General features: G+C 21.5%; 14 protein-coding genes. 3 read left to right on the top strand and 11 right to left on the bottom strand.

All coding sequences use genetic code 4. The features are described from left to right. Position 1 precedes the first annotated feature (1 nt). Positions 2–706, bottom strand: a complete 705-nt coding sequence (locus tag VBM87_RS01385; protein ID WP_323177051.1) for a purine-nucleoside phosphorylase — start codon at positions 704–706, stop codon at positions 2–4. Positions 707–738: 32 nt separating this feature from the next. After that, positions 739–1,443: a purine-nucleoside phosphorylase gene (gene deoD, locus VBM87_RS01380; protein ID WP_257076197.1), complete on the bottom strand. Its 705-nt coding sequence runs from the start codon at positions 1,441–1,443 to the stop codon at positions 739–741. Positions 1,444–1,572: 129 nt separating this feature from the next. Between deoD and VBM87_RS01375 the strand changes: the two genes are divergently transcribed. After that, positions 1,573–2,112: a hypothetical protein gene (locus tag VBM87_RS01375; RefSeq protein WP_323177050.1), complete on the top strand. Its 540-nt coding sequence runs from the start codon at positions 1,573–1,575 to the stop codon at positions 2,110–2,112. On the opposite strand, the gene pip is transcribed toward VBM87_RS01375, so the two are convergent. From pip to def, 5 genes are read right to left on the bottom strand one after another with little or no spacing between them, the layout of a single operon-like run. Continuing rightward, positions 2,109–3,068 (bottom strand): prolyl aminopeptidase, encoded by a 960-nt coding sequence (pip, locus tag VBM87_RS01370; protein WP_323177049.1) that lies wholly within the window; start codon positions 3,066–3,068, stop codon positions 2,109–2,111. The genes VBM87_RS01375 and pip overlap by 4 nt on opposite strands. A gap of 40 nt (positions 3,069–3,108) precedes the next feature. Continuing rightward, entirely contained in the window at positions 3,109–5,820 is a 2,712-nt protein-coding gene (gene mgtA / locus VBM87_RS01365) for a magnesium-translocating P-type ATPase (protein WP_323177048.1), read from the bottom strand. Between the two features lie 22 nt (positions 5,821–5,842). Further along, positions 5,843–6,394: a dUTP diphosphatase gene (locus VBM87_RS01360; protein WP_323177047.1), complete on the bottom strand. Its 552-nt coding sequence runs from the start codon at positions 6,392–6,394 to the stop codon at positions 5,843–5,845. Then, positions 6,381–7,640: a hypothetical protein gene (locus VBM87_RS01355; RefSeq protein ID WP_323177046.1), complete on the bottom strand. Its 1,260-nt coding sequence runs from the start codon at positions 7,638–7,640 to the stop codon at positions 6,381–6,383. The genes VBM87_RS01360 and VBM87_RS01355 overlap by 14 nt, the downstream gene beginning before the upstream one ends. Then, a complete protein-coding gene (gene def / locus VBM87_RS01350) occupies positions 7,640–8,227 on the bottom strand; it encodes a peptide deformylase (protein ID WP_323177045.1) in 588 nt (195 codons plus the stop codon). Before def ends, VBM87_RS01355 begins: the two co-directional genes overlap by 1 nt. Before the next feature lie 598 nt (positions 8,228–8,825). Here def and VBM87_RS01345 point away from each other — a divergent pair. Both VBM87_RS01345 and VBM87_RS01340 read left to right on the top strand, forming a co-directional pair. After that, positions 8,826–14,855 carry an MGA_1079 family surface serine endopeptidase gene (locus VBM87_RS01345; RefSeq protein WP_323177044.1) on the top strand — a complete coding sequence of 2,010 codons (6,030 nt, stop codon included), beginning with the start codon at positions 8,826–8,828 and terminating at the stop codon, positions 14,853–14,855. A gap of 51 nt (positions 14,856–14,906) precedes the next feature. Then, positions 14,907–21,428: an MGA_1079 family surface serine endopeptidase gene (locus tag VBM87_RS01340; protein WP_323177043.1), complete on the top strand. Its 6,522-nt coding sequence runs from the start codon at positions 14,907–14,909 to the stop codon at positions 21,426–21,428. A gap of 218 nt (positions 21,429–21,646) precedes the next feature. Here VBM87_RS01340 and VBM87_RS01335 read toward each other — a convergent pair whose 3' ends face one another. The 4 genes from VBM87_RS01335 to VBM87_RS01320 all read right to left on the bottom strand — a co-directional run bounded on the left by VBM87_RS01335 (position 21,647) and on the right by VBM87_RS01320 (position 25,339). Further along, on the bottom strand, positions 21,647–22,252 hold the full coding sequence (locus tag VBM87_RS01335; protein ID WP_323177042.1) for a restriction endonuclease subunit S: 606 nt from the start codon (positions 22,250–22,252) through the stop codon (positions 21,647–21,649). Further along, positions 22,224–23,456: a restriction endonuclease subunit S gene (locus VBM87_RS01330; RefSeq protein ID WP_323177041.1), complete on the bottom strand. Its 1,233-nt coding sequence runs from the start codon at positions 23,454–23,456 to the stop codon at positions 22,224–22,226. Before VBM87_RS01330 ends, VBM87_RS01335 begins: the two co-directional genes overlap by 29 nt. An 83-nt stretch (positions 23,457–23,539) precedes the next feature. Next, complete coding sequence (locus VBM87_RS01325) at positions 23,540–23,746, bottom strand: hypothetical protein (protein ID WP_323177040.1); 207 nt, start codon at positions 23,744–23,746, stop codon at positions 23,540–23,542. 6 nt (positions 23,747–23,752) lie between these two features. Further along, positions 23,753–25,339 carry a hypothetical protein gene (locus VBM87_RS01320; RefSeq protein ID WP_323177039.1) on the bottom strand — a complete coding sequence of 529 codons (1,587 nt, stop codon included), beginning with the start codon at positions 25,337–25,339 and terminating at the stop codon, positions 23,753–23,755. Between the last annotated feature and the right edge of the window lie 4 nt (positions 25,340–25,343).

Raw genomic sequence — 25,343 nt, 5'->3', positions numbered from 1 at the left:
TTTATTTTGCTAAACTTAATGCAATCTCCATAACTTTTGTAAACGCAGTTTGTCTTTCATGAGCTGAAATAATTTCATGAGTAATTAAATTATCACTAACTGTTAAAATACTTGCTGCTTCTTTGCCTAAGGCTTCTGCATTAGTAAATAATGCATAAGTTTCATTATCAATACAAATTGCTTTAGTTTTTGCAATTGTATCTTCTAAATTTAAACAAGAATAAAATACATCAGACGTATGTATTCTTCCTTCATTTAATTTAATATTTTTACTTTTGGCAATAGCTCTGATTTCATCATTTAATTTTGCAGAAGGATAATTAACTATTCCTTCTTTTTTTGCTACTAATTTTCTAAAAACATCACTATCAGCTATTGCTTCTGTACAAAGGACAATTTCGTACATTCCTAATTCTTTTAAGTAAGAACCGGTTGAGCCGGTTCTTATTATTCTATCAACATCATAAAATTTAAATAATTCATATGAATAAATACCCATTGAAGGCATACCCATACCGCTTGCTGCTATTGATATTGGTTTATTTTTATAAGTGCCAGTATAAATATAAATATTTCTTATATCACTAACTAATTTATAACCTGGATCTAAAAAAGTTTCAGCAATAAATTTTGCTCTTAAAGGATCTCCTGGCATAATAACTGTTTTTGCAATTTCGCCTTTTTTAGCATTTATATGTGGTGTCATATAATATATTCTCCTTTAAATAAAACTTTTTATTATCTAGCTAAATTTAAAGCAATTTCCATCATTTTAGTAAATGCTGTTTGTCTTTCATGAGCACTAGTTTCTTCATGAGTAATTAAATTATCACTAATAGTTAATAAACAAGCTGCTTCTTTACCAGTTATTTCAGCATTAGTAAATAAAGCATAGGATTCCATTTCTACACAAAGTGCTTGAGATTCAGAAATTCTCTCTTCAAGTGGAACTGCTGAATAAAAGACATCTGAAGAATGAACTCTTCCAATATTTAATTTAGTATTTTGTGCTTTAGCAATTGCTTTAATTTCTTCATTTAATTTACTTGAAGGTAAAGCAATTCTACCTTCTTTGCCTAAAGCAATTCTTCTATAAGCATCACCATCAGCATATGCTTCTGAAGCTAAAACAACTTCATATAAACCTAAATCTTTTTGATAAGAACCAGCTGAACCAATTCTAATAATTCTATCAACGTCATAAAATTTAAATAATTCATAAGAATAAATGCCTATTGAAGGGCAACCCATTCCACTACCTGCTACAGTAACTGGTTTACCTTTATATGTTCCTGTAAACATAAACATATTTCTTACTGAATTAACTAATTTATAACCTGGATCTAAAAAAGTTTCAGCAATAAATTTTGCTCTTAAAGGATCTCCTGGCATAATAACTGTTTTTGCAATTTCTTCTTTTTTAGCCTGAATATGTGGTGTCATAAATTCTCCTTAAATTAATTATTATTAAATAAATAAATTTAAAGTTAATATATATTAGTATATTAACTCTTACATATTAATTATAATATTTATTATAAAATTATAAATAATTTGCTTTTAAAGGAAAAAATGCGCAAAAAACTAACTCTTTTAATAGGTGATATAAATACAGGGCATCAAAAGGCTATTCTTTTTGATTTATTATCACAAACCTTAATTAATTATCAAATTTTATGAAAAGAAAGAAATGACGAGTATCAAATTTTATTTGATTTAAAAGAAATAACAAATGATAAAAATTATCAAATTATTATTTCTTTAATACATAATAATACATATGAAATTTTTGAAAGAATTTGAAAAAAATATCAAATTTCATTAGAATTTGATACCTTTTACAAACAAATGCAAATTGATTTAAAACAATTATCATATTGTGCTTTTGAAATACTAATTTATCATTTACATTGACTTTTACAAAATGATTTTCTTTTAGATACTATAAAAAATATTTTTCTTTATTTTTGTCAAATTTTTTATTTAAAAATCAATAAATTAAGTCAAATTAATAAATTATTTAATTATTTGAATAAAACTAAAAAAATTAATTATGAAAAAGCTTTAGAATATTTAAAAAATGCTTTAATTTATAATTTTGAGCAAATTTAAGTAGATTTAATGTTATTTTTTAAAAAATTAGTTAATTCTACTAATTTTTTAGTTATTCCAATTTCACTTTGAGAATGACCGCTTTTTTTAATTAAAAATAATTTAGAATTTAAAAGTTTTTGATGCAATTCAAAAGCAGCTGAAGGTAAACAATCTAAATCGTATTCTCCATGTACTATAAAAGTAGGAATATCTTTAATTTTTTCAATATTATTTAAAATATAATTTTCTTCAATAAAACAATTATGATAAAAATATCAATTTTCTAAAAGTGCTAATGCACTATGATTTTTAAGATTTTTTGGATTAAATTTTATTTTATTAACTGAAACAAGCATTGTTTCTCATTTTGCTCAAGCTAATAATGCTTTTTCTTTAAGTTGTTTATTATCACTATGTATTAAGTGATAATATGAAGCAACAATATTTTTTTGTTGTTTTTTATTTAATAAATTTATATATTCTTGATATTCATATGGTTTAAAATATGAAGCTCCTTCTTGATATAATCAAGAAATATCTTTTTTTCTACCCAAAAAAACACCTCTTAAAATCATTTTTGAAACATTTTCTGGATATTTGATAGCATAAAGTAATGATAAAGTTGTTCCTCAAGAACCACCAAATAGAATTCATTTTTTAATTTTTAATTTTTTGCGTAATTTTTCAATATCTTCTACTAAATCTCAAGTAGTATTATTTTTTAATTCTAAAAAGGGTTGAGATTTTCCGCAACCTCTTTGATCAAATAAAACAATTTTATAATGTTGAGGATCAAAAAATCTTCTAGATATTTTAGAAGTACCACCACCAGGACCGCCATGTACATACAATATTGCTTGTCCGTTAGGATTACCACTTATTTCATAATAAATTTGATGAATTTGATCAACTTTTAAATAATTTTTTTCATAAGGTTCAATTGGATTAAATAAATATTTTAAATAATTTTGCATATTTAGATTTTACTAAAAAAGATATTTTAATAAATATCTTTTAAAGTAAGGTTTTGAATTTTTTGACATAAAAATGTTTAGCAATTAAAATTAAAGTTAAATATAAGAAAACTAAAGCAATTAAAATAACAAAATAAATTGCTGGTAAAGGAGTTAATTTTAAAGCTGTATTTATAAATGGTAAATATGGAACTAATGTAGCTATTAAAATAGCTAAAAAAGTCGAAGAAATTAGCATTATCGAAGAAAAAGAATTAACAAAAGGAATTTTTTCCGTTCTAATAAAATGAATGATTAAGGCTTGAGTTCACATTGATAAAACAAATCAACCTGTATGAAAAATCATTATATATAATTGATTATCCATTGTTATATTTAAATGATCTAATAATCAAAATCTTAAAATTATGAAAAACAAAATATCTATTAAAGAACTAATTGGTCCAAAAATAAACATAAATTTGTAAATACTTTTACTATCTCATTTGCGTGGTTTATTAATAAAATCTTTATCCACTTTATCTCAAGGTATGGCAGCACAAGAAATATCATAAATTAAATTTAAAAATAAAATTTGAATTCCAAGCATTGGAACAAAATTCAAAAGAATTGAAGCGAAAACAATACTTATAATATTACCAAAATTACTACTTACAGTCATTTTGATATATTTGTTCATATTAGCATAAGTTTTTCTTCCTTCAATTATTCCAGTTGCTAAAACATTAAGATCTTTTTCTAAAAGAATAATATTGGCTGTTTCTTTAGCTATATCTACTGCTGTATCAACAGAAATTGAAACATCAGCTACTTTCATAGCTGGAGCATCATTTATACCATCACCCATATACCCAACAACATGATTATTAGCTCTTAAAGCATTAATTACACGAGCCTTTTGATCAGGACTTAATTTAGCATAAATATCATAATCATTAGCAATTTTAATTAATTCTTCATCATTAATATCAAGTAAATCTTTACCAAGCATTATTTTATCAACAGGTATGCCTACTTTAGCACAAATAGCTTTAGTTACACGGGCGTTATCTCCTGTGAGAATTTTTACATTCACGCCTAAATTATGTAAGTGTTTAATGGCAGAAGCTGTCGATTCTTTAGGAGGATCTAAAAAAGCTAAATAACCAATTAAAATCATTTCTTGTTCATCATTAATATTATATTTATCTGTTTTAAAGGTATCTTTACGAGCAACACCTAAAACACGCATTCCTTGATCATTTAAATAATCTACATGTTTTAAAACTTTATTAATCATTTCTTTAGTTAATAATTGAATTTTGTTGTTATATTCAATATATTTACAAATGCTCAAAATTTCTTCTATAGCTCCTTTAGTAATTAATTCTATATTAGTTTTATTTTCTTTTTGACTAACAATAACAGACATTCTTTTACGTTGAAAATCAAAAGGAATTTCATCAATTTTTAAATATTTTTTCTCTAAATTTTGTAAGATTTGATTTTCATCAGCCAATTCTTCAGTTCTTTCTATAATGGATAAATCTAGTAAATTTTTCAAACCAGTTTGGAAAAAACTATTTAAAAATCCATATTTTAAAACTTTTGTATTTTCTTGTCCATTAACATCTAAATGTTTTTCTAATATAACTTGATCTAAAGTTAAAGTTCCTGTTTTATCTGTACAAAAAATATCAATTGCTCCAAAATTTTGAATAGAATTAAGATTTTTAACAATTGTTTTTTTCTTTGCCATATTTGAAGCCGTTTTAGCTAAGGTGCTTGTTACTATCATAGGTAACATTTCCGGCGTTAAACCTACAGCAACAGACATAGCAAAAGCTAAAGCATCCAATCAAGTTTTATCTCTGTGAAAATCGCCTTTAAATCCTGTGATTAAAAAAACTAAAGGAACAATTATTAACATTATTCTTATCAATAATCAAGAAACTTTTTTAATTCCTTTTTCAAAATCACTTTCTGTAGGTTTTTCATTTACTTTTTGAGCTATTTGACCTAAATAAGTTTGATTCCCAGTAATTATGACTATTGCTTTAGCTGATCCACTAATAACATTAGAACCCATAAAAGCTAAATTATTTATATCTGTAATATTAGTATCATTTTCATTATTAATGTTTTGTGCGAATTTTTCAATAGCATCACTTTCACCCGTTAATGATGATTGCGAAACAAATAAATCTTTAGCACGTAAAATTCTCACATCTGCGGGAATAATATCACCAGCTGCTAAATTAACAATGTCTCCTGCTACAACATTTTCTAAAGGAATTTCATAAAAAATTCCTTCTCTTTCTACTCTTGTAGTAGTTCTTACCATTTTAACTAATTTTTCGGCACTAGCAGCACTTTTGCTCTCATTAATAAAATTTAAAACACCACTTATAATTACCATGATTAAAATAATTATCGTCGTAGAAATAGCACTAATAGGTTCGAAACTTTCTTTTCTTACTAAAGGCAAAATAATATCTGTTACTAAAGATATAAAAACTAAAATTAATAAAATGATATTAAAAGGATTAATAAAAGCATGAAATAATCTATTTCATAAAGTGTTTTTACTTTTTTTAATTAATTTATTAGAACCAAATTTTTCTTTATTTAATTCAATTTGATTTTGTGTTAAACCTTTTGAACTAGAATTAAAATAATTATAAAGTTCTTGTTGTTTCATTTGGGAGAAATTAAGCAAATTATTCTTAATATTATTTGAATTATTATTTAATATAGTTTTATTTTTTTTCATATTCCTCCCCTTTAAAATTAATTTAATAATTATCAATTATTCGTTGATGATTTTTTAAATTTTTTTTCTCATAAGCTTCTAAAATTTCTTTTTCGCTATAATTAAGTAATTTTGCACTTCCTAAAACTAAAGCAAAAATTTCACTTATATTGTATTTATTAGTATGAAACATTGCTTTAGTTACCGCAGAAAATAATAAGGTAAATTGTTCATTAATATTTTTTGAATTTACAATTAATGGTTCAATTTCTTCATCTACATGATATTTATAACCTAAGGATCCAAGAAAATGTAAAACATCGGCAAATTCTTCTAAAATTTTGTCTTTATCAACATATTTATGTTTTTTTCAATATTTAAATGATTGTACTTCATTAACAAATTCAGCAATTTCAATCAAAGTAGCTAACATCATTTGTTGATGTTTATTATTTGTTTTGATTTTATTAAGTGCTAAGTCTTTTCTTTGCGCAATTTTTTGATCTAGTTCTTTTTGCATTGCAAAAATATTTTTTAAATTCATAATAATATTATAAATAAAAAAGGGTGTTATACCCTTTTTATTTGTTTTCATTTTTTAATTCTTTGGCAAAAAATACATTATCAATAATTTCATTAAGAACATACATATATTTTTCTTCATCACTTTTGCTATTAATATTACCATCTTCTTTTTTAGGAATTTCTATTCCACGATAACCAAAGACATTTAAAAATGTTTCTTTAATAGCTTTTTGTTGATCTTCTGTAAACATTCATAATGATTGTGTTATATTTTTAACTTTAGGATCAAGATTGTGTTTATAAGTAAAGCTAATTTGACTTAGATCTATTTTTAATAAATTAAGAAATTTAGTAGAATTACTAATATTTTGCTTAATTTGATCTTTATCTATATATTCAATAGTACTATAAAGTAAAACTCTAAAAATGTCTGTTGATTCGTTTTTAGAAGCAAAAATAGTTAATTTTTCAATCGCGTTTTTAATGCCTTCTAAATATTTATCAAAATTAGTTTCAGTTATTTTACTTTGAAATGGATCAATTTGAATTCTATATTCTTGTTTATCTAAAGTTATGTTGCTAATGTTTTCATCAAAAACTTTATTTTCTATCATAAAGTTTTTACTATCAGTTAAAGCAGCAAAAAAATTAGTAAAATTATTTCTTGCTTCTTCTTGAGTAGCTAATTCTGCACCAATTAAAATACCTGGTAAATAATCTGAAATACCTTTTGCTTGATTAAAAGTTGCCACATTAAAAAATTTATTATTTACTGTATCAACAAAATTATTTCCTGTAGCAAACCCTAAAACATTTGTAGCATAAACTAAAAATGGAGTAGTTGATACAACTTTAATTAATCCACCTGAAAAACGAGAAATGATTCTTTTTCTAGGTTTTATTTGTCTTGTTAATAATTTTTTTATTCTTGTTAATTTAGCAATTATAGAGAATATCAAAGAAAATAATAATCAAATAATAATATAAACAATTACTATAAGTAAGCTTAAAATTAATGGTTTTAAAATAGTAGTTATTTCATTATAAGAAATATCATCAATACCAATTGTTTCTTCAAAAAATTTAGAAACAATAGAGTGTTGAATTAATTTAAAAATTATTAATGCTAAAGGCAAGGCAGCAATTCAACTAATTGTGGAAACAATTAAAGAACCGATTGATTTTCAAAAACCTTTTTTAAAACCAATTATAAAAGCTATTAAAATAGTTAATGCTATAAAAATTAAAGGAATATATCAAAAATAATTATTCTGATTAAAATTAAAATATTTATTTATTCATTCGGTTATAAACATTAAGCCTCCTCTGTCTCAATATAACGACAATTATTTTGAATTTTTCAAGGATCTTTAAGATTTAAATGATCAACAAATAATTTTCCTTCCAAATGATCATATTCGTGCTGAAAAACAATTGCTAAATATCCGTTCAAATCCAAAGTTATTTCTTTTTTTTGTGTATATGAATAAGCTTTTGCTAAAATTCTGCTTTTTCTATGAACAAAACCATCTTGTTCTTTAATATTAGAACCAACAGATAAACATCCTTCACCTTGTTCTAAAGCTATTGATGATTCTGAAGTAGAAATTATAACAGGATTTATTAAAACATCTTTTAATATTTTTTGTGGAATTGCAGAATTTTTAATAAAATTAGCTCCATTAATGTAAAACATTCTCTTAGGTATACCATATTGAATGGCAGCAACTCCAACTGCAGGTTGAAAATTATATTTTTTATTTTCAGTTTGACTAATATCAACGTGTCAAATCATTTTTTGAGCCAATAAATCATCTTCTTCGCTCAAAGGTAATTTAACTTCTTGTGATTTTTGTCTTAAAATTTTGGCTGGTAATTTAACTAAATCTATTTTAAAATTCATACAATTATTTTAACAACTAAAACAAAATAAAAAAATAATTAAACAAAAAGATTACTTTTTAAAAGTAAAAATATTAAATTTTAAAAATTTAAATAAAATTAATTTTCTTATTTAAATCATTTAATTTTCATTTTTTTAAAATATTTATAATAAATTTTATGTTTATTTTTAACTATTGTTTTTATTAATAATTTATATTCTTTTATAACTTCATCATTTACAATTTTTCGATTTTTATTTTAAATTTAATAAATTTAAAAACAATTAATCAAAATATTAAACTAATTAAAAGAATAAAAAAAATAAAATTTTATTTATTGATAATAAAATTAGAAATTATTCTAATATAAAACTTAATAATCTTTTGAATCTTCTATAATGATACTACTAGATAATAAGTTTATTTTAATAAGTAAATTAATTATAAAATAAAATAATATTTATAATTTTTACTAATTAGACTATAAAATAGTTAAAAAATATTTGATAATTATTTAATTTTTAATATTTTAATATAAATTACTAAGATTAAATAAATATTATACGTATAATATTTATAATTTATTTTTTTATGCTTTAAATTAAAAAAGGAGTAATTATGAATAAAATTAAAAAAACACTATTACTTAGTTCTTCTTTATCATTAACTTTAATAGCAACTAGTTGTTTTAATAACGAAGAACAAATATTTGATAGTGAAAAAATTTTTAATGATTTAAAAATTAATTTTGCTTATACAAACAAAGAAAACACTCAAGCAAAAGATTTTGCAAAAGAAAATTTAAAAATTGAATTTTTAAATAATTCATATAATATCAAAATTGTTTCTTTTAATATTGTTAACATTGATAATGCTAACGGAACTATTTTGTTCAATTATTCTTTAGAATTTGATTATAAAAATCGAAAATATCAAAGTAAAAAATATACATATAAATTAACTGATTTTTTAAAAGAAATAAAAAAAGAAGAACTACCATCAGAAGAAATTCCAGCAGTTAGTGTTATTGAAAATACTTTAAGTAAAGAAGAAATTAATAATTTAATCAAACAATTAAATAATTTTAATATTAATTTTATTTATGAAAATAAAGAACAAGAAACTGTAAATCAATTTGATTTAACTCAATTAAAAAATGATTTGCCAAATGAAATAAAAAACAATCTCAATATAGTTGAATTAGTCATTAAAGAAATTAATAATGAAGATGGTTATGTAAAATTAGCTTATAAATTACAAACTCAAAAACAAAATGTTATTATTAATTCCGAAGAAAAAGAATTTATATTAGATGGTTTTATATCTAAGAATAAATTAAAGCAAGATGAAAAACATCGCTTAAATCAATTGTTAAATAATATTGTTTTGTCATATACTAATTCAGAAAAAACACTAGCGTCATTAGCACAAATTAATAATTTTTATTGAGCAAATCAAATTGATTCACAAGCTAAATTAATTATTAAAAACATTCAAAATTATGATAACAATATGGGTAAAATAACTTTAAATATTCAACTACAAAGTTTAAAAAATAATTTTGAAGAAATATTTTCAGCAGAAAAAGATTTAACTTTTTCCAATTTTCTTACTTTAGAACAATTGAAAGAAAATAAAATTCAAGAACTTAATAATATTGCTCTTGATAATCAAATTAATAAAGTTTTTGCAATTAATAAAAATATTGAAAAAATTAAAGCTTCATCTATTAATAAAGAAGATATATTAACTAATTTAATTCCAACTTTTAATAACACTAAAATTGAAATAATTACTTTAAATAGTGATGATCAAATAGGTCAATTAGAAATTACCTATCGTTTAATTTATGAAGATAATTTAATTAAAGTTAATTCAAAAAATTATCAATTTTATCTATATAACTTTTTAACTAATCAAGAAATTTTACAAGAACAAATTAATCAAGAATTAACAAGATTAAACCAACAAAAAATTAGTTTTGATTATGCAAATAAAGAACAAATTTATGCTATTGATACAACTAAAGATCAACTTTTTGCCACTAATTTAGAAGATTTAAAAATTATTGATTTAAATATTTTAAGAAAAAATAATCGTCTTGGAACAATAACTTTTAGTTACAAATTGCAAAGTACTAAAGAAAATTTAGAAAATTTAATTTCTCAAAGTTATACAACAGAATTGACTAATTTTAAACAAGGTTTATCTTTAGAAGATTTAGTTATTAATTTAACTAAAAAAGCTAATGATTTTGATTTAATGTTTGATTATCATGATAAGAATAATACTTTTATAGAAGAGGCAAATATAGACAATATTTATCAAAAAAATAATTTAAGTAAAGATTTAGAAGATTTTTATCTTAGTGAATTTGAAAATATTGTTAAAGATGAACAAAACAATAATTTAATTTTTCAATATCGTTTAATTAAAGATGATTATTATGGACATAAAATCATTTCTGATTTAAAAACAGTAACTATAAAAGGTTTTTTAAATAAAAAAGAAACTTTAACCAAAGCATATTTAAATCAATATCTTAATGAATACGATCTAAAAACTAAACAAGAAGATTTAAATGCTTTTAATATCAAATTATACGCAACAAGTATTAATTTAGATAATGCTTCATTTTATTTAAACCTTACAAATCAAGACAATGTAAATTTAAAAATAAAAAATTTAAATATTGATACAAACAATTTAAATCAATTAAATTTAGATTTAGTGGCTTCTAAAGATGAATATGAAGTTTCAAAAAAAATTACGATTAATTTTGAAAATGATTTTAATGAACGAATAAAAGATTTAAATATTTCTAAAATAGAAGAGTTATATACTATTGATTGAGATTTATTAAATTGATTATCAGGTAAAAATTTAAATAATCAAAGAGAAATTTTAAATAAAGCTTTTATTAAAAAAACTGCTAAAATAAATCATTTATATGATTATCAAATTAATTGAGATAAATCTAAATTTGAAATAATTGAAGAAAATAAAAATATCAGAAATACTAATAATGAAATTGTGCAAGTTAATGTCAAAGAGGCAAGATGAAATTTAACTATTGATCTTTATTTAAATAAATATTTAATTAAATCATTTACTAATCTTTTACTTGATGATCAAATAAGTGATGCTGAATTACGTGCGGGTAACTTTACTTTAGCTAATTCTTTTTTCAATAAAAAACATATTTATACTTTTATTCAAAAAGAACAAACAAATATTACATATAAACCTAAACAAACTTTTATTGAAGCTCTTAAAAATAATCAAACTTGATATGTTAAAGATTATTTAATTAAATTAATTAATCAAATTAAAATTCAAAGTCCCCAATACAAAAATATCACTTTTGAAACTTTAAATGTTGATGATACGTTAAATCGTCAATTAATGAAAGAAATATTGTTAAATACTTTTGAATTTGAAACAAATGATTGGATTTTAGAAGAAGTTTTATCTTTAGTTAAAGATAATAATACAGATAATAAATTCAATTTTTTCGTACAACAAGATAATAATAATTTCAAAATGTTAGTTAAATTTACTAAAGAAAATCAAGAAATAATTTATCCAATATTTATTAATAATTTATTTGTTGATGATCAAAGTACACAACTATATCAATATATTAGTTGAATCCAAAATTCAGATTTTGAAAATATTTGATTAAACACTCAAATTCAAGCAGATAAAACACATGAATATTATTACGCAGATCAAATTTATGATAAGTTAAATCAAATTTATAAATTACCTTCTTTTGGTGAATATGAATTAAGATTTTTAGATTCAACTCAAGCACATAGAATAAATAATATTTTATATAATCTTTATGATGGTACTGCTATTGTACAAGTAGGTTTATTTAAAAATGGTGAATTTACTAATTTAAAAACTAATAAAGTCTTTACTTTAAGAAATTTTCAAAAAATTGATTTTAATTATCACTTGCCTAACAATAATTGATTTAGTGAAAATGACTTTGTAAATCAACAATATACTCAACCTAATCAAACAACCAAAGATTTAATCAATAAATTAAATAGTCGTAATTTTAACTATAATTTTGTACAAGCATCATATAATGGTTCTAATCCTGGCTCAAGAACTGGACGTACTCTTAATCCTTCAATTATTGTTGAACAAAAAGCTTATTCAAAATTAAATTCACTTTTAAACATTGTCAATAACAATGATAATTTAGTGCAATTTATACAAATAAGTCAAGAAAATGATCCTAAACATAATCAAAATGTTTCTACTTTATTAAGAGATTATTTTATTTATTATTATGATGTTCAAAGTCCTAGCAAAACTGAATTAACTTTTAAATTAGGATTTATTAGAAAAAATAATCCATTAGAAAGATATGCAACACCGCAAACTATATATTTAAAAAATCTTTATAATGATTATGAATTAAATGCATATCCTTATGCTTGAATTAATAATCTTACTTATGATGATTTAATTATTAATTATGAGGCTTTAAGTAAAATTACTACTACAGAATTTGCAATAAGTTTTAGAAATAAAACTTTGAATAATCATAATATTGTTAGAGTTAAAGATGTAGCTTATAATAATTTTAAAATGCCTAATGTTAATAATGTGGAAATTTCTGATTTTAGAATTTTAAATAATGGCAGTGCAACAAGAGTATTTATTAAATTACAATATAAAAATTTTGAACTTTTAAGTGGCAGACCTACAATAAGTGGTGATATTTGATATGAATTAAAAGGATTTAAAAATCAAGAATTATTACCTAATAGTAAAGAAGTTATTGAATCTATTTATCGTTATTTAGATGTTAAAGAAGATATGAAAAAAATCTTTTTAGCTGATGATAATCGCATTTTAAGACAAAGAAGGATTAATCTAAATTACAAAGATCTTATTTTTGATATTAATAAAAAACAAGATCAAGTTACTTGATTATTTAAAAAAGAATATTATCAAGCTTTATTATTTGATAGAGAACAACAAAATGCAAAAATTTATTTTCATTTTTTCACTAATTTACTTTATTTAGATCAAGATCGTATTAATCGAATTGCGCGTTTTGATAAAGGTTTAGATGTAGAAATAAATTGAGATGAATTAGTTAATAAGAAAAAAATTATTAAATATGGACAAACAGATTTAGTTAATAATCAACAAGCTAATTTTGAATTAAGTTTTGAATTACAAGAAAATGGTATTTATTTTACTTATAAATTAATAGATAATGACATTAAAGAATATAAAATAGTTGGCAATAATTTTGCAGAAACTTTATATAGATTTAATTATGATCAAGTACCAAATGAAAAATTTGATCCTAATAAAGCAGTTTATTTTAATAGTAATTATGGTACTTCAGTAACTATTGAATATGAAAATAATGTTGCTAATGAAATTTTTAGCGAATATCAAAGTAATAAATTTGATTATCAAAATTTAACAATTACACACGAAAATATGCCTTTTTACATTTATAATGAAGCTTATAATCATGGTGAAATGTTCAAATACAACCCCAATGAAACTTTACTTTATAAATGACACGAAGGTTATAAACTACCAATTGAAATAATGCATCTAAGTTATGATGATCAAAGAATGAAAAATTATAATGATCGTTCTTTAGCTTTAAGAATAGGTTCGAGAAATGGAGGCTTAAGCGGCGGTTCAGCTATGATGTTAGCTAAAGTTAGTGACGATCCTAATGACGGCAGATATTATTTTGTAACAAATAATCATGTGGTTAATAACAATAATACTGTTGATGATCCAACTAAACAAGCTTGAACACAAGGCATTAGATTTACACAAGCTAACCCTTTTAAAGAAACTTATTCTGCTGATGCTGAACAATTTATTTACACCTTTGATAATGTTACTAACGTTGATTCTTTAATTTTTTGAACTGGTTTTAAACAATATCGTGAAAATAAAGCTAATTTAAATAAATTAGATGTGGATTTAACTGTATTTATTTTAGATATTAAGCAAGCTATTGAAAATAGTAAAAAACAAGGGCGCTTTAGTCCTGCTAAAAATTTAGAAAGAATGCTTTTATTAGATGATGTAAATTTACATGATACTAATAAAGATAATATTTTCTACTTTATTAATAGCGTACAAGAAGCAAATAATGTTACTAACATTAATAATGTTGCTAGATTTAAAAATAGATTAATTATTTCTACTCATCGTTATATTACTGGTTTTCCTGCTTCGATGCAAATAGGTTATATTGTTAATAGAAATCCTATTTTAGAAAATCGTGAGTTTTATCAAAGATTTTCAAATACTGTTAGTTATACGCCAATTTTAATAAGAGGTGGATCTAGTGGTACTGGAATAGTGGATGATAAAAATAATTTTGTTGGTGCTATTAATAGTGCTGCTCATTATTATTATGGAGTAGCCTTTATCGATCAGCAAAATTTATGAAATCAAAGTGAAAAAGCCTTTAATAAATACAACTTTTTTGGCTATGTCGATAATAAAGAAGAAATTTGAAATATGGCAAATAAAAATTCTTTAGCAGCTAACATTATGAAATTAAATGCTTATGATCCAAGTATTAAAATACCTGAATGAATTTACAATGCAAAAGATATTCAAGGCCGCAATAAAAAATAATTTTTAATTAAATTTGTGCACAATAAAAATAACTATAAATAAGGTTTGACTATGAAATTAAAATTTAAAAAATATTTTTCCTTGCTTAGTTTGTCTTCTTTATCGTTAATTGCTTTAGCAAGTAGTTGTACTAATGAAAATGAAGAAAAAATTGATAGTTCATTAATTTTTGCACAAACAAAAATCAATTTTAATTATCAGCAAGACAAAATTATTAATGATAAAATTGATCCTAATTTAATTGAATATTCAATTTTAGATAATCAATATCAAATGAAAGTGATCAATTTACAAATAGGACAAATTGATAAAGCCAATGGAGTAATTAACTTTACTTATAATTTAACTTTTAATTATAAAAAACAAACTTACACTAGTTTAGTAAGAATTGCGCAATTAACTAATTTAACTTTTGTTAATAAACAAAAGAATGGTAAAGAAAACAATCGAAGTGATGAAATGGAAATTAAAGAAACATTAAATAATATTAATGTTACTTTTTCATTGGATGATTTAAATATTTTAGCTTCAGATGTTCAAATTGAACAAATTAAAAATAATCTTAAAGAATTAGATTCAACTTTAACAATTACTAATTTAAACATTTTACAAGCAAATGATACAACTGGTCAATTAATAATTGAATATACTTTAGAAAAATTAGTTAATAATGAAAAGTATCAAGTTAAAAAACATTTTACAATCAATAATTTACAAACAAAAAATGATCAAAATACTAAAGAATTAATAAATAAAGAAAAAGAACGTTTAGATGAGCTTTTAAATAATCTTGAATTAACTTATAATAATGCTCAAGAAATTTTGCCTTCAGAAAATCAAAAAGATTCTTTTTCGTTAATTAATTCTTTATATCAAGCTAATTTAAAAATTTTAGCTATTAAAAATATTGATGATCAAAATGGTTCATTAGATCTAGAAATTCAAATACAAAGCACAAAAGAAAATTTACAAGAAGTAACATCTAATACTAGAACTATTAATTTAAATATCTTTGATAGTATTAATAAACGCAATGACAAAAAAATAAAAGAACTTAAAGAAAAATTAAATAACTTAGAAATTAGTTTTGATTATGTCAATAAAAGTAATGTTTTAGCTTCACAAGCACAATTAGATAATTTAATTTATGAAAAAAATCTTGATGATAACATTAAAATTTCTAACATAGAATTTATAGAACAAAACAATACTTTAAGTCAAGTCAAATTAACTTATACTTTAAGTGTTTCCTATTTAAAACAAACTTTAGAAAATGTTAAATATTTTACTATTGAAAATTTTAAATCCTTAGAAAAATATAATCAAGAACAAAAACAAAAAGAATTACAAAATGAAAAAAATAGATTAAATCATTTAATAAATACTTTAAATCTTGATTATCAAAATAAAGCACAAACATTGCCTTCACAAGTACAAACAGATAAATTTATTCTCAATTCTCAAAATAATGACTTTGAATTGCAAATTATAAATATAGAAGAAAAAAATGATACTAAAGGAACTTTAAAAGTTGCTTATCAATTTTTTTCTTTAAAAAATAACTTTGAAAATGTTTCTTCAAATATTCGTGTTATTGAATTAAATGATTTTAATAATTTAGAAAAATTACAAAATCAATATAAACAAATGTTGAATCAAATAGCTCAAGATAAACAAGTTTCTAAAATTTTTTTATATCGCAAGGGCAATACTAAAGATTTTAAAGCTTCAAATGTTTTGCAAAATGATTTAGTAGCTTTATTTAATCCTCAACAAAAAAATATTGACATTCAAATTAAAGAAATTAAAGCTAATGATGATATTGGTTCTTTAGAAATTAAATATCAATTATCTACACAAGTAGAAAAAATGTTAATTAAAAGTGATATTTGATCAGCAATAATGTTTGGTTTTAAAACTAACGATAATGCTAATCGTGAGGCTATAGATGAAGAATTAAAACGTTTAAATGCTAATAATTTTGACTTTAATTATCCTAATAAAAATCAAACTTACGCATTAGATGCTAAAACAGAACAGTTTTTAACTAATTCTAATGATCAAATAGAATTAGTTGAACCAAAAATAATTGAACAAGTTAATCAGGAAGCTAAAGTAACTCTACAATATCGTTTAAAAAGTTTAAAAACTAATTTAAATGCTGAAATAATTAGTGATATTTTAACTAAAGAAATATCTGGATTTAAACAAGGTTTATCTTTAGAGCAATTAATAACTAATGAAAAAGAAAAATTAAATAAAACTAATTTTACTTTTGCTTATCTCAATAAAGAAAATACTTTTACCGAAGAAGCTAAATTAGAAAAAATTCAAATTACAACAAATAATAATTATCAAAATGAAGAGTTAAAAAATCTTACTTATGATTTAAAAACAAATAGTATAAGTTTTGAATATCAAATTTTTATAGAAAATTTTTATGGACAAAAAATATCTTCAAATGTTAAAAAAGTTACTATTTCAGGATTTAAAAATAAACAAGTTTTTGAAAATCAAAATAGTGTAGATACTTTTTTAGCATCATATACAATTGCTGAAAATCCTTTAATTAATCAAGATTTAAATATTAAACTTTATTCAACTAGTATTTCAGAACAAAATGCTCCTTATTTTTTAAATTTAGCAAATAATAAAGAAATAAATTTAAAAATTAAAAATATCAAAATAGATGATAATAATTTAAATCAAATTAGTTTAACTTTAGTGGCTCAAAAGGGTGATTATACTAAAGAAGAACAAAGAACATTTACTTTTAAAAATGATGTAGCTTCTTTAACTAATGGTTTGAGTTTTAACTCAATTGAAGAATTATATGATGTAGATTATGCTTTTTTAAATTCTCTAGCAGGAAATGATTTAAGAAATAAAACTAATTTATTAAATAGTGCTTTTAGTAAAAAAGTAGAAAAATTAAATAATTTATTTGATTATGAAATTAATTGACAAAAATCAAAAAATGATATAACACAAGTAGAAAAAAAAGTTAGAGATATTAATCGTCAAGAAAAAAATGCTAAAGCTTTTGTTTTAAAATGAAATTTAGTTGTTGATGTTAAATTAAATGGTAAAACTATTAAAAGTTTTTATAATTTAAAAACAGCTGATAATCGTAATCCACACGATTATTTTGGTGGTAATTATTTATATACTTATTTACTTAATAATGATTTTAACGTCACATATAAACCTAGTCAATATTATTTAACTAGTGCTAAATTTAATAACAATAAAACTGATGAATTTTTATTAACATACATAAATAATACTGCAAAAGAAATTAAAAATACTAATGATAAATATAAAGATGTGATAATAGAAGGTAGAAATGCTACTTTAAACCAAAATGATGCTATTAATAAAGAATTATTTAAAGAAATAGTTCTAAAAAGTTTTGATTTTGAATTAAATGGTTGAAAAATAGAAGAAGTAGTTAGTTATTTAAATAATGAAAATGACAAATTTAATTACTTTTATGTTCAACCAAATAATTTAATTAAGTTATTATTAAAATTAACTAAAAATGATCAAGTAGTTTATTTCCCTTTAATTTTTAATAATTTTAACTATGATATCAATCAACTAGAAGATGCTTTCTTTGTAAATTTAATTTCAGGAAATAATATTTCCAAAATATTATCACAAGTTAAATTTAAAAAAGAAAATGATACGCACCAAAATTATTTAGCTTCAAAAATTTATGATAATTTAAATGATTTTTATGAATTACTTTCTAATGGGCGTTATCAAATTAAATTTTTAACTAAAGATCAAACTACTTTAGGTTCCCCTATTAGGCCAGTAAATCATTTTGATGATGCTAAAGGTGAAGCAATTGTACAATTTGGTTTATTTGAAAATGGTCAATATACAGGTATTAGTACATTAGGTTATACTCTAAAATATTTTAAAACCAGAGAACATAGTGATTTTTATCCTGAAAATAAATGATTTAATGTTGATGATTTTAATGATGATACTAAATATACAAAACCAGAAGAAAATATTATTAATGAAATAAATAAAATCAATAGTACTAATTTTATTTATAATTTCGTGCAAGGTTCACCGAATAATGAAAAAGATTTAAGAACCAGAAGAACTTTAGATCCTAAATTATTAGTTGAACAAAAAGCTTATGCTCAATTGAATCATTTATTAACAATGATTAATAACAATAGTTCACAAAAACAACATGATTTGCTTAAAAACAATACTGATTCAGTAAATAATGTTAATATTAATAATTTATTAAGAGATTATTATGTTTATTATTATGATGTTAAGTCTTCAAAAACTAATAGTTTAACTTTTAAATTAGGCTTTATTAATAAAACAAATAGCAATTTAAGATATAGTTCTAATAAAGAAATTATTTTGGAAAATCTTTATAATGATTATCAATTAGAAGCTTATCCTGAAGCTCTTATTAATAAAATTACTTTGCAAAATTTTAAATTTAAAAGTGAAACACTTAAAAAACAAAATACTTCTAGTTTAATTAGTTATTTTAATACTAATAAAAAAATTGATAATGATTATTTTACTATTACAGAAATTGATTATAACAATTGAAAATTACCTAATTGAAATAATTTAGAAATAGCTGAAGTAAAAAATATTAAAAATAGAATTTTTATCAGAATAAAATATTCAAAATATATTTTTCCACAGTATTCCAATATAACTAAAAATATTTTAGGTGATACATGATATGAAATTGGACATTTTAGTGATTGAACAGATGATAATTTGACTGATGAACAAATTTTAAACTTTTTAACTGTTCAACATAATATGAAAAAAGTTTTTTTAGCCAATGGCAAAATTTTAAGACAAAGAAAAATTAAATTAAATTACAAAGATAATTATTTTGATTTAAGTAATAATAAAAAAGAAATAACATGATTATTTAAAAAAGATTATTATGAACCATTATTAAAACAAAATAAAGTAACTAATGCTAAAATTAATTTTGAATTTTTTACTAATATTTTATATTTAGATGAAAATCGTTATAACAGAGTTTTAGATTCTAAACAAAATTTAAATATTACTTTAGATTGAAATGAATTAGTAAAACAAAAAACTCTTATTTTTAAAAAAGAAACTCAAAACGTTAATAATATTAAAATTGATTTTACTTTAAGTTTTACTTTAAATGAAGAAGGTATTAATTTTAGTTATAAATTAGATGATAATAATGATTATTTAATTGTAGCTAACAATATAGCTGAAACTCTTTATTATCACCAAAAAACTTTGCCAGAAGTTAAATTCGATAAAAATAAAGCAATTTACTTTAATCAAAATTTTGGAACTAATGTTAACATTCAATACCAAAATGAAATTGAAAATGAGACTTTTAGCAAATATCAAAGTAATAAATTTGATTATCAAAATTTAAGTATAACTCCTGAGAATATGCCTTTTTATATTTATAATGAAGGCTATAATCATGGTGAATTATTTAAATATAATCCTAATGAAAATTTAATTTATAAATGACACGAAGGATATAAACCTTCAGTTGAATTTATGCATTTAAGTTATAAAGATCAAAGAATTAAAGATGTTAATAATCGAGTTTTAGCCTTTAATAATGGTTCTTCTTTAATGCTTGGTAAAGTTAATAAAGATGAAAAAGATGGCAAATATTATTTTATTACTAATAATCATGTAGTTAATAACAATAATACAATTGAAACACCTTGAAAAAATGCCTGAAAAACAAATGCTAATTTCACTTTAAATGGAACTAATAAACATGTTATTTCGGCTGATTATCAAAAGGGCATTGACAATGAAAACGCTACTTCTACACGAATTTTTACTTTCTGAACAGGATATAAACAATATAATGATGATGGCGAAATAAATGTTGATAGTAAAAATAAATTAGCTGTTTTACCTGATTTATCTACTTACATGATTGATGTTAATAATATTATTAATAATCTTAAAAAACAAGGTAAATTTAGTGCTGCTTTATGATTTGAAAATCTGAAAAAATTACCAAATTTAGGCATAAGCGATTACAATAAAGATAATATTACTTACTTTTTAGAAATGCATAAAGCTGTTAATAAAAAACCTAGTTTTGCAAATAAATTGAATTTTTCAACTAATCGTTTAATGACAGGTTTTCCTGGTTATAAACAAATTGGTTATATTTATAATGATAGTACTATAGGAACAGCAAGAGAAAGTTATCAAAGAACTTCTGTAGAAACTAGTTATTCCCCAATATTATTTAGAGGCGGTTTAAGTGGTACGGGAGTAGTAGATGATAGAGGCAATTATATTACTAGCTTAAATGCTGCGTCATTCTATAATTTTGCTACTTCATATTACAATTATTCTGTAGCTTGAAATAAAGATAAAAATAAATATGAAAAATTTAATTGATTTGGTTTTACTCCTAATATTGAACAACTATATAAATTAGCTAATAAAAATTCTCTTGCTTCAACTTTTTTAAAATTAAGTGCTTGAGATAGTACAATCGAAATACCTGAATGAGTATTTAATCCTAAACAATTACACAAAAATTAATTATTAATATTAAAAAATAAATTAAATCATAATACCAAACAATATTAATTTCATAAATTTAAATAAATTTTTTAGAAAATTGACCGTTAAATTAAATATTTAAATTATTAAAAATACACATTTTAGTTTTAAAATGTGTATTTTTAATATATTTGAATAGAAATAATTTATTTAAAAATTAAAAAGTACAAAAATTTGTTTTTTTGAATATGAAAAGATTAATTTTTTTGAAAATAATCAAATATTTTATTTAAATAAAATTCATATTGTTGTTCTCTTTTATCTATTTCTGCAGGTAAACCGATATTTAAATCTTTACAAATAGCTTCAAAATTATCTAAAACATTTGCTATTTTGTTTTGTATATTAATATTTGGTAAAACAAAGTTAATATTAATTATATCTTTGAGCATTAATTTTGCATTTGATATGGATCTATTAACATAATTTGGAATTAATTTATTCAAATGAAAGTATAAATATTTTAAGTTTATTCAATCATTTAATTGTTCTTTAGTTTTTATTAATCCACAAACATTAGTAATATTAAATTTTTCATTTCTATAAAAAATAGTTCCCGCATTTGCTCCATCGGTAGTTCAAGTTAAATATTCTCCATCAAAAGTATATGTATTAATAGAACCTAAATTACCATTATTTAATGTTTGTGAAGAATATACTGGATATATACCTTTATTGTTTTCTATATATTCTTTACTTATAACTTTACCTCTTTGAAAATTAACTATATCTTTTAATTGAATATTTACTTTTTCAAAAATCAAAAGAAGCAATTTAATTAGCTGCTCTCTCTCTCTCTCCAATACCTTTATTATCTATAATTCGGGTTTCAAGGTATTTGAAAATTGCATCGCGATAATACTCGTATTGTTCTTGTCTTTTTACTTTTTCAGCAGGAAGACCGATGTGTAAATCTTTGCAAATCGATTCGAAATTGTCAAGAACTTTAACTATTTTTTCTTGAGTTTTTAAAGAAGGTATTTTCACTTCTAATTCTTTTAAAATATCCTTTCTTATACCCTTTAAAGCAGTACCTGATGAATTTTTTTTAATGTATTCTTGACTTTTTGAACTTGATAAAATGTAATATAAAAACTTAGGAACAACTATTTGCTTATTAGGTTTTAATAAAAAAATTGATTCACTGCAATTTCAATTGTTAATGGGGATATCTACAATAGCAACCTTTCCTAAAGTTCCTATACTTGATAATAAAATATCATCTTTTTCTAAATTTGATCTACTTTGTATTTTTAACATTGCTTCATCATTAATTAAATCTGTTTTTTCATTAAACACAATTTTTCCACTTATTATTTCTTTTATTGTTAAATAAAAATTATTGGCATTTTCAGTGTTTAATTTAAAGTGATTCCTAGGATTTAAACCTGTTTTTAGACTGATTAAAATGTCTTCTAATTTGTATGAAATAAAATTAGAATTTGTAGACAAATTGTTGTTTAACAACAATTTGTCTCTATAAAATTTATATTGCTCATCCCTCGCCTTCAGTTCCGCCTTCAGTTCCGCCGAATACTCGTTAAATTTGTCAAGAATTTCAACTATTTTGTTTTGAACCTTTATTTCTGGGTACTTTATTTTTATTTCTTTCAAATCAGAAATCCTAATAGTATTTACAGTGCCTTTTTTTATTATTTTATCAATATTACTTTTGTGACTTATCAAATAATAAAATAAAAATTTTGTATTAATTTCTTTTTTATCTATAGGTGATACAGAGAAACATTTATCTGTTAATCAATATTTTGTTTCAACAAACCCAATATATCCTGCTGTTCCTGCTCTTGAAATTGTTATTGAACTATCAGAATTATATTTATTGTATCAACCTAATGGATTAACCCCGCCACTAATAACAGGAAAATTCCCCTTTTCAGAAATTTCTTTTCTAGTAATACATTCACCTACAATTACATTAGCTATATCTGATAATTTTTTTTCATTTAAATTTAATTCTTTTCCTAATAACTCATCAAATAATTTCATTACTTTTATCCTTCAAGTTCATTGATGATTTTATCAATTTCGTTACGTAAAATAGCTTGACGGGCAACAATTTCTTTTAATTCTTAATTTAATAATTTAATATTTCCATTATTATCACTTAATTCTTCTATTTGTTTTGCAGATAAATAAGAATATTTTTGTAAATTTTTTAATTGTTTTGTTTTATCAAAATCTTTAAAAGTTTTAGACCAAATAGTCACTTCATATAATTTTTTATGTAAAATTTGATTATTTTCTTTATTTTCTTTTAATAAATCAAATAAAGTCATAATTTATTAACTTTCTAAAATATTTAAAATCACACCGTAATAATTATTAAATAAATTTACCAAATCAACAAATGCGTTATTTTCTTCTAAATTTAACTTTTTAAGATTTTGCAAAATATCATTTATTTGAATAAGATTTTCTTGTACATTTTTATTATCTTTATCTAAATAATTATTGTAAACATTATTTATTTCACTGATGAAATTTGTATGAATGAGTTTAAGATTATCATTTTTAAATTTATTTATTAAATTAGCTAATTGATTTTTTAATTCCTGATATTTTTTATCAAAATTTATTTGATCAAATTTTTGATTATAAAAATTTAATAAACTAAATTTAGCAATTAATTTATCTATTTCAACAACTAAATTAAGATATTGATTATTTAGATTATTAATTATAGAAGTCAATGTTTTAAAAGTTCTTAAATCTTGATCTTTAATATCAATAAATTCATTAAAAGTAAGTAAATATTTATCAGCATAAAAGTCTTTTTTACTATTAAATTCGTTATTCAAAGATGCTAATTTATTGGCAAATACATTATTAAAAGTTGATAATTGATTTTTAATTGTTTTAATTTCTAAATTTAATAAATCATTAGACCAAAAATTTATTATATTCTCAAATAATTCATTAAATAAATAAGGGCTAAAATTAATAGGATCGTTTTCATCGCCTGCTTTAATAATTCTTAAAGTTAAAACATTTAATCCACTTAAATATTCATTAAATTGTTTAATATTAGTTTGTGTTTCTGTGCTTTGTTCTAAACTATTAAATCAATATTTGAATAAATTTACAAAACTACCAAAAAGAAAATTAAGTTCGTTTTCTCAATAAGGACTATTTAAATTATAGTCTTTTCAATTTAACAAAAGATTCTTTAAATTACTTAAATTATTTTTATTCTCACTATCAGTTAATTTATTTAATAAACTGTCTAAAAAAGTTAAAATTTGCGAAGTTAAATTATTTAAATGTTTAAATTTATTTTGATAATGTTTTATTAAATCATCATTAATATTTAATTCTCTTTGAAAAGAAAAAAGATAATTTCTAATTCTAATATCTTCTAAATCTTTATTTTCACTCGGCGCATCACTTAACAAACTTTTTAAATAACTTATTCTTTTAGCAATTATTTGATTATTTTCATTTTCTTTAAGCAAAGTCTCAATTTGAGTTTTTAATTGAATATATTGATTTCATAACTCATCAGATACTTTTGTTTGAATTAATTTAATATCATTAATATCATTTACTTTTAATTGTTCATTGGTAACACTTTGAGGTAATAAATAATTTTGTGGTACTAAAACTTTAATTTCTTCTAATAAATTATTTGAAATATTTTTTAAAACAAAAGTATTTAAAACATTACCAGAAGGATCGCTAAAATTAATAACAGTTTGTTCAACTTTTGTTTGTTTGTGATTATCTTTATTTGATGAATCTTTTTTGTTTTTATCTTTATGTTTTATAACATTTTCGTTTTCATTTTTCTTTACACAAGAAGAAGCAATTAATATTGGTAAAGTCGCATTAATAATACAAATTCCTAAGCATAATATTCTTTTTATTTTCATTTTT

The organism is Mycoplasma sp. 744 (assembly GCF_034863305.1).
Classification (GTDB): domain Bacteria; phylum Bacillota_I; class Bacilli_A; order Mycoplasmatales; family Metamycoplasmataceae; genus Mycoplasmopsis.
Note: the sequence above shows the minus strand (reverse complement) of the source record. Positions and strands in the feature narration are given on the sequence as shown.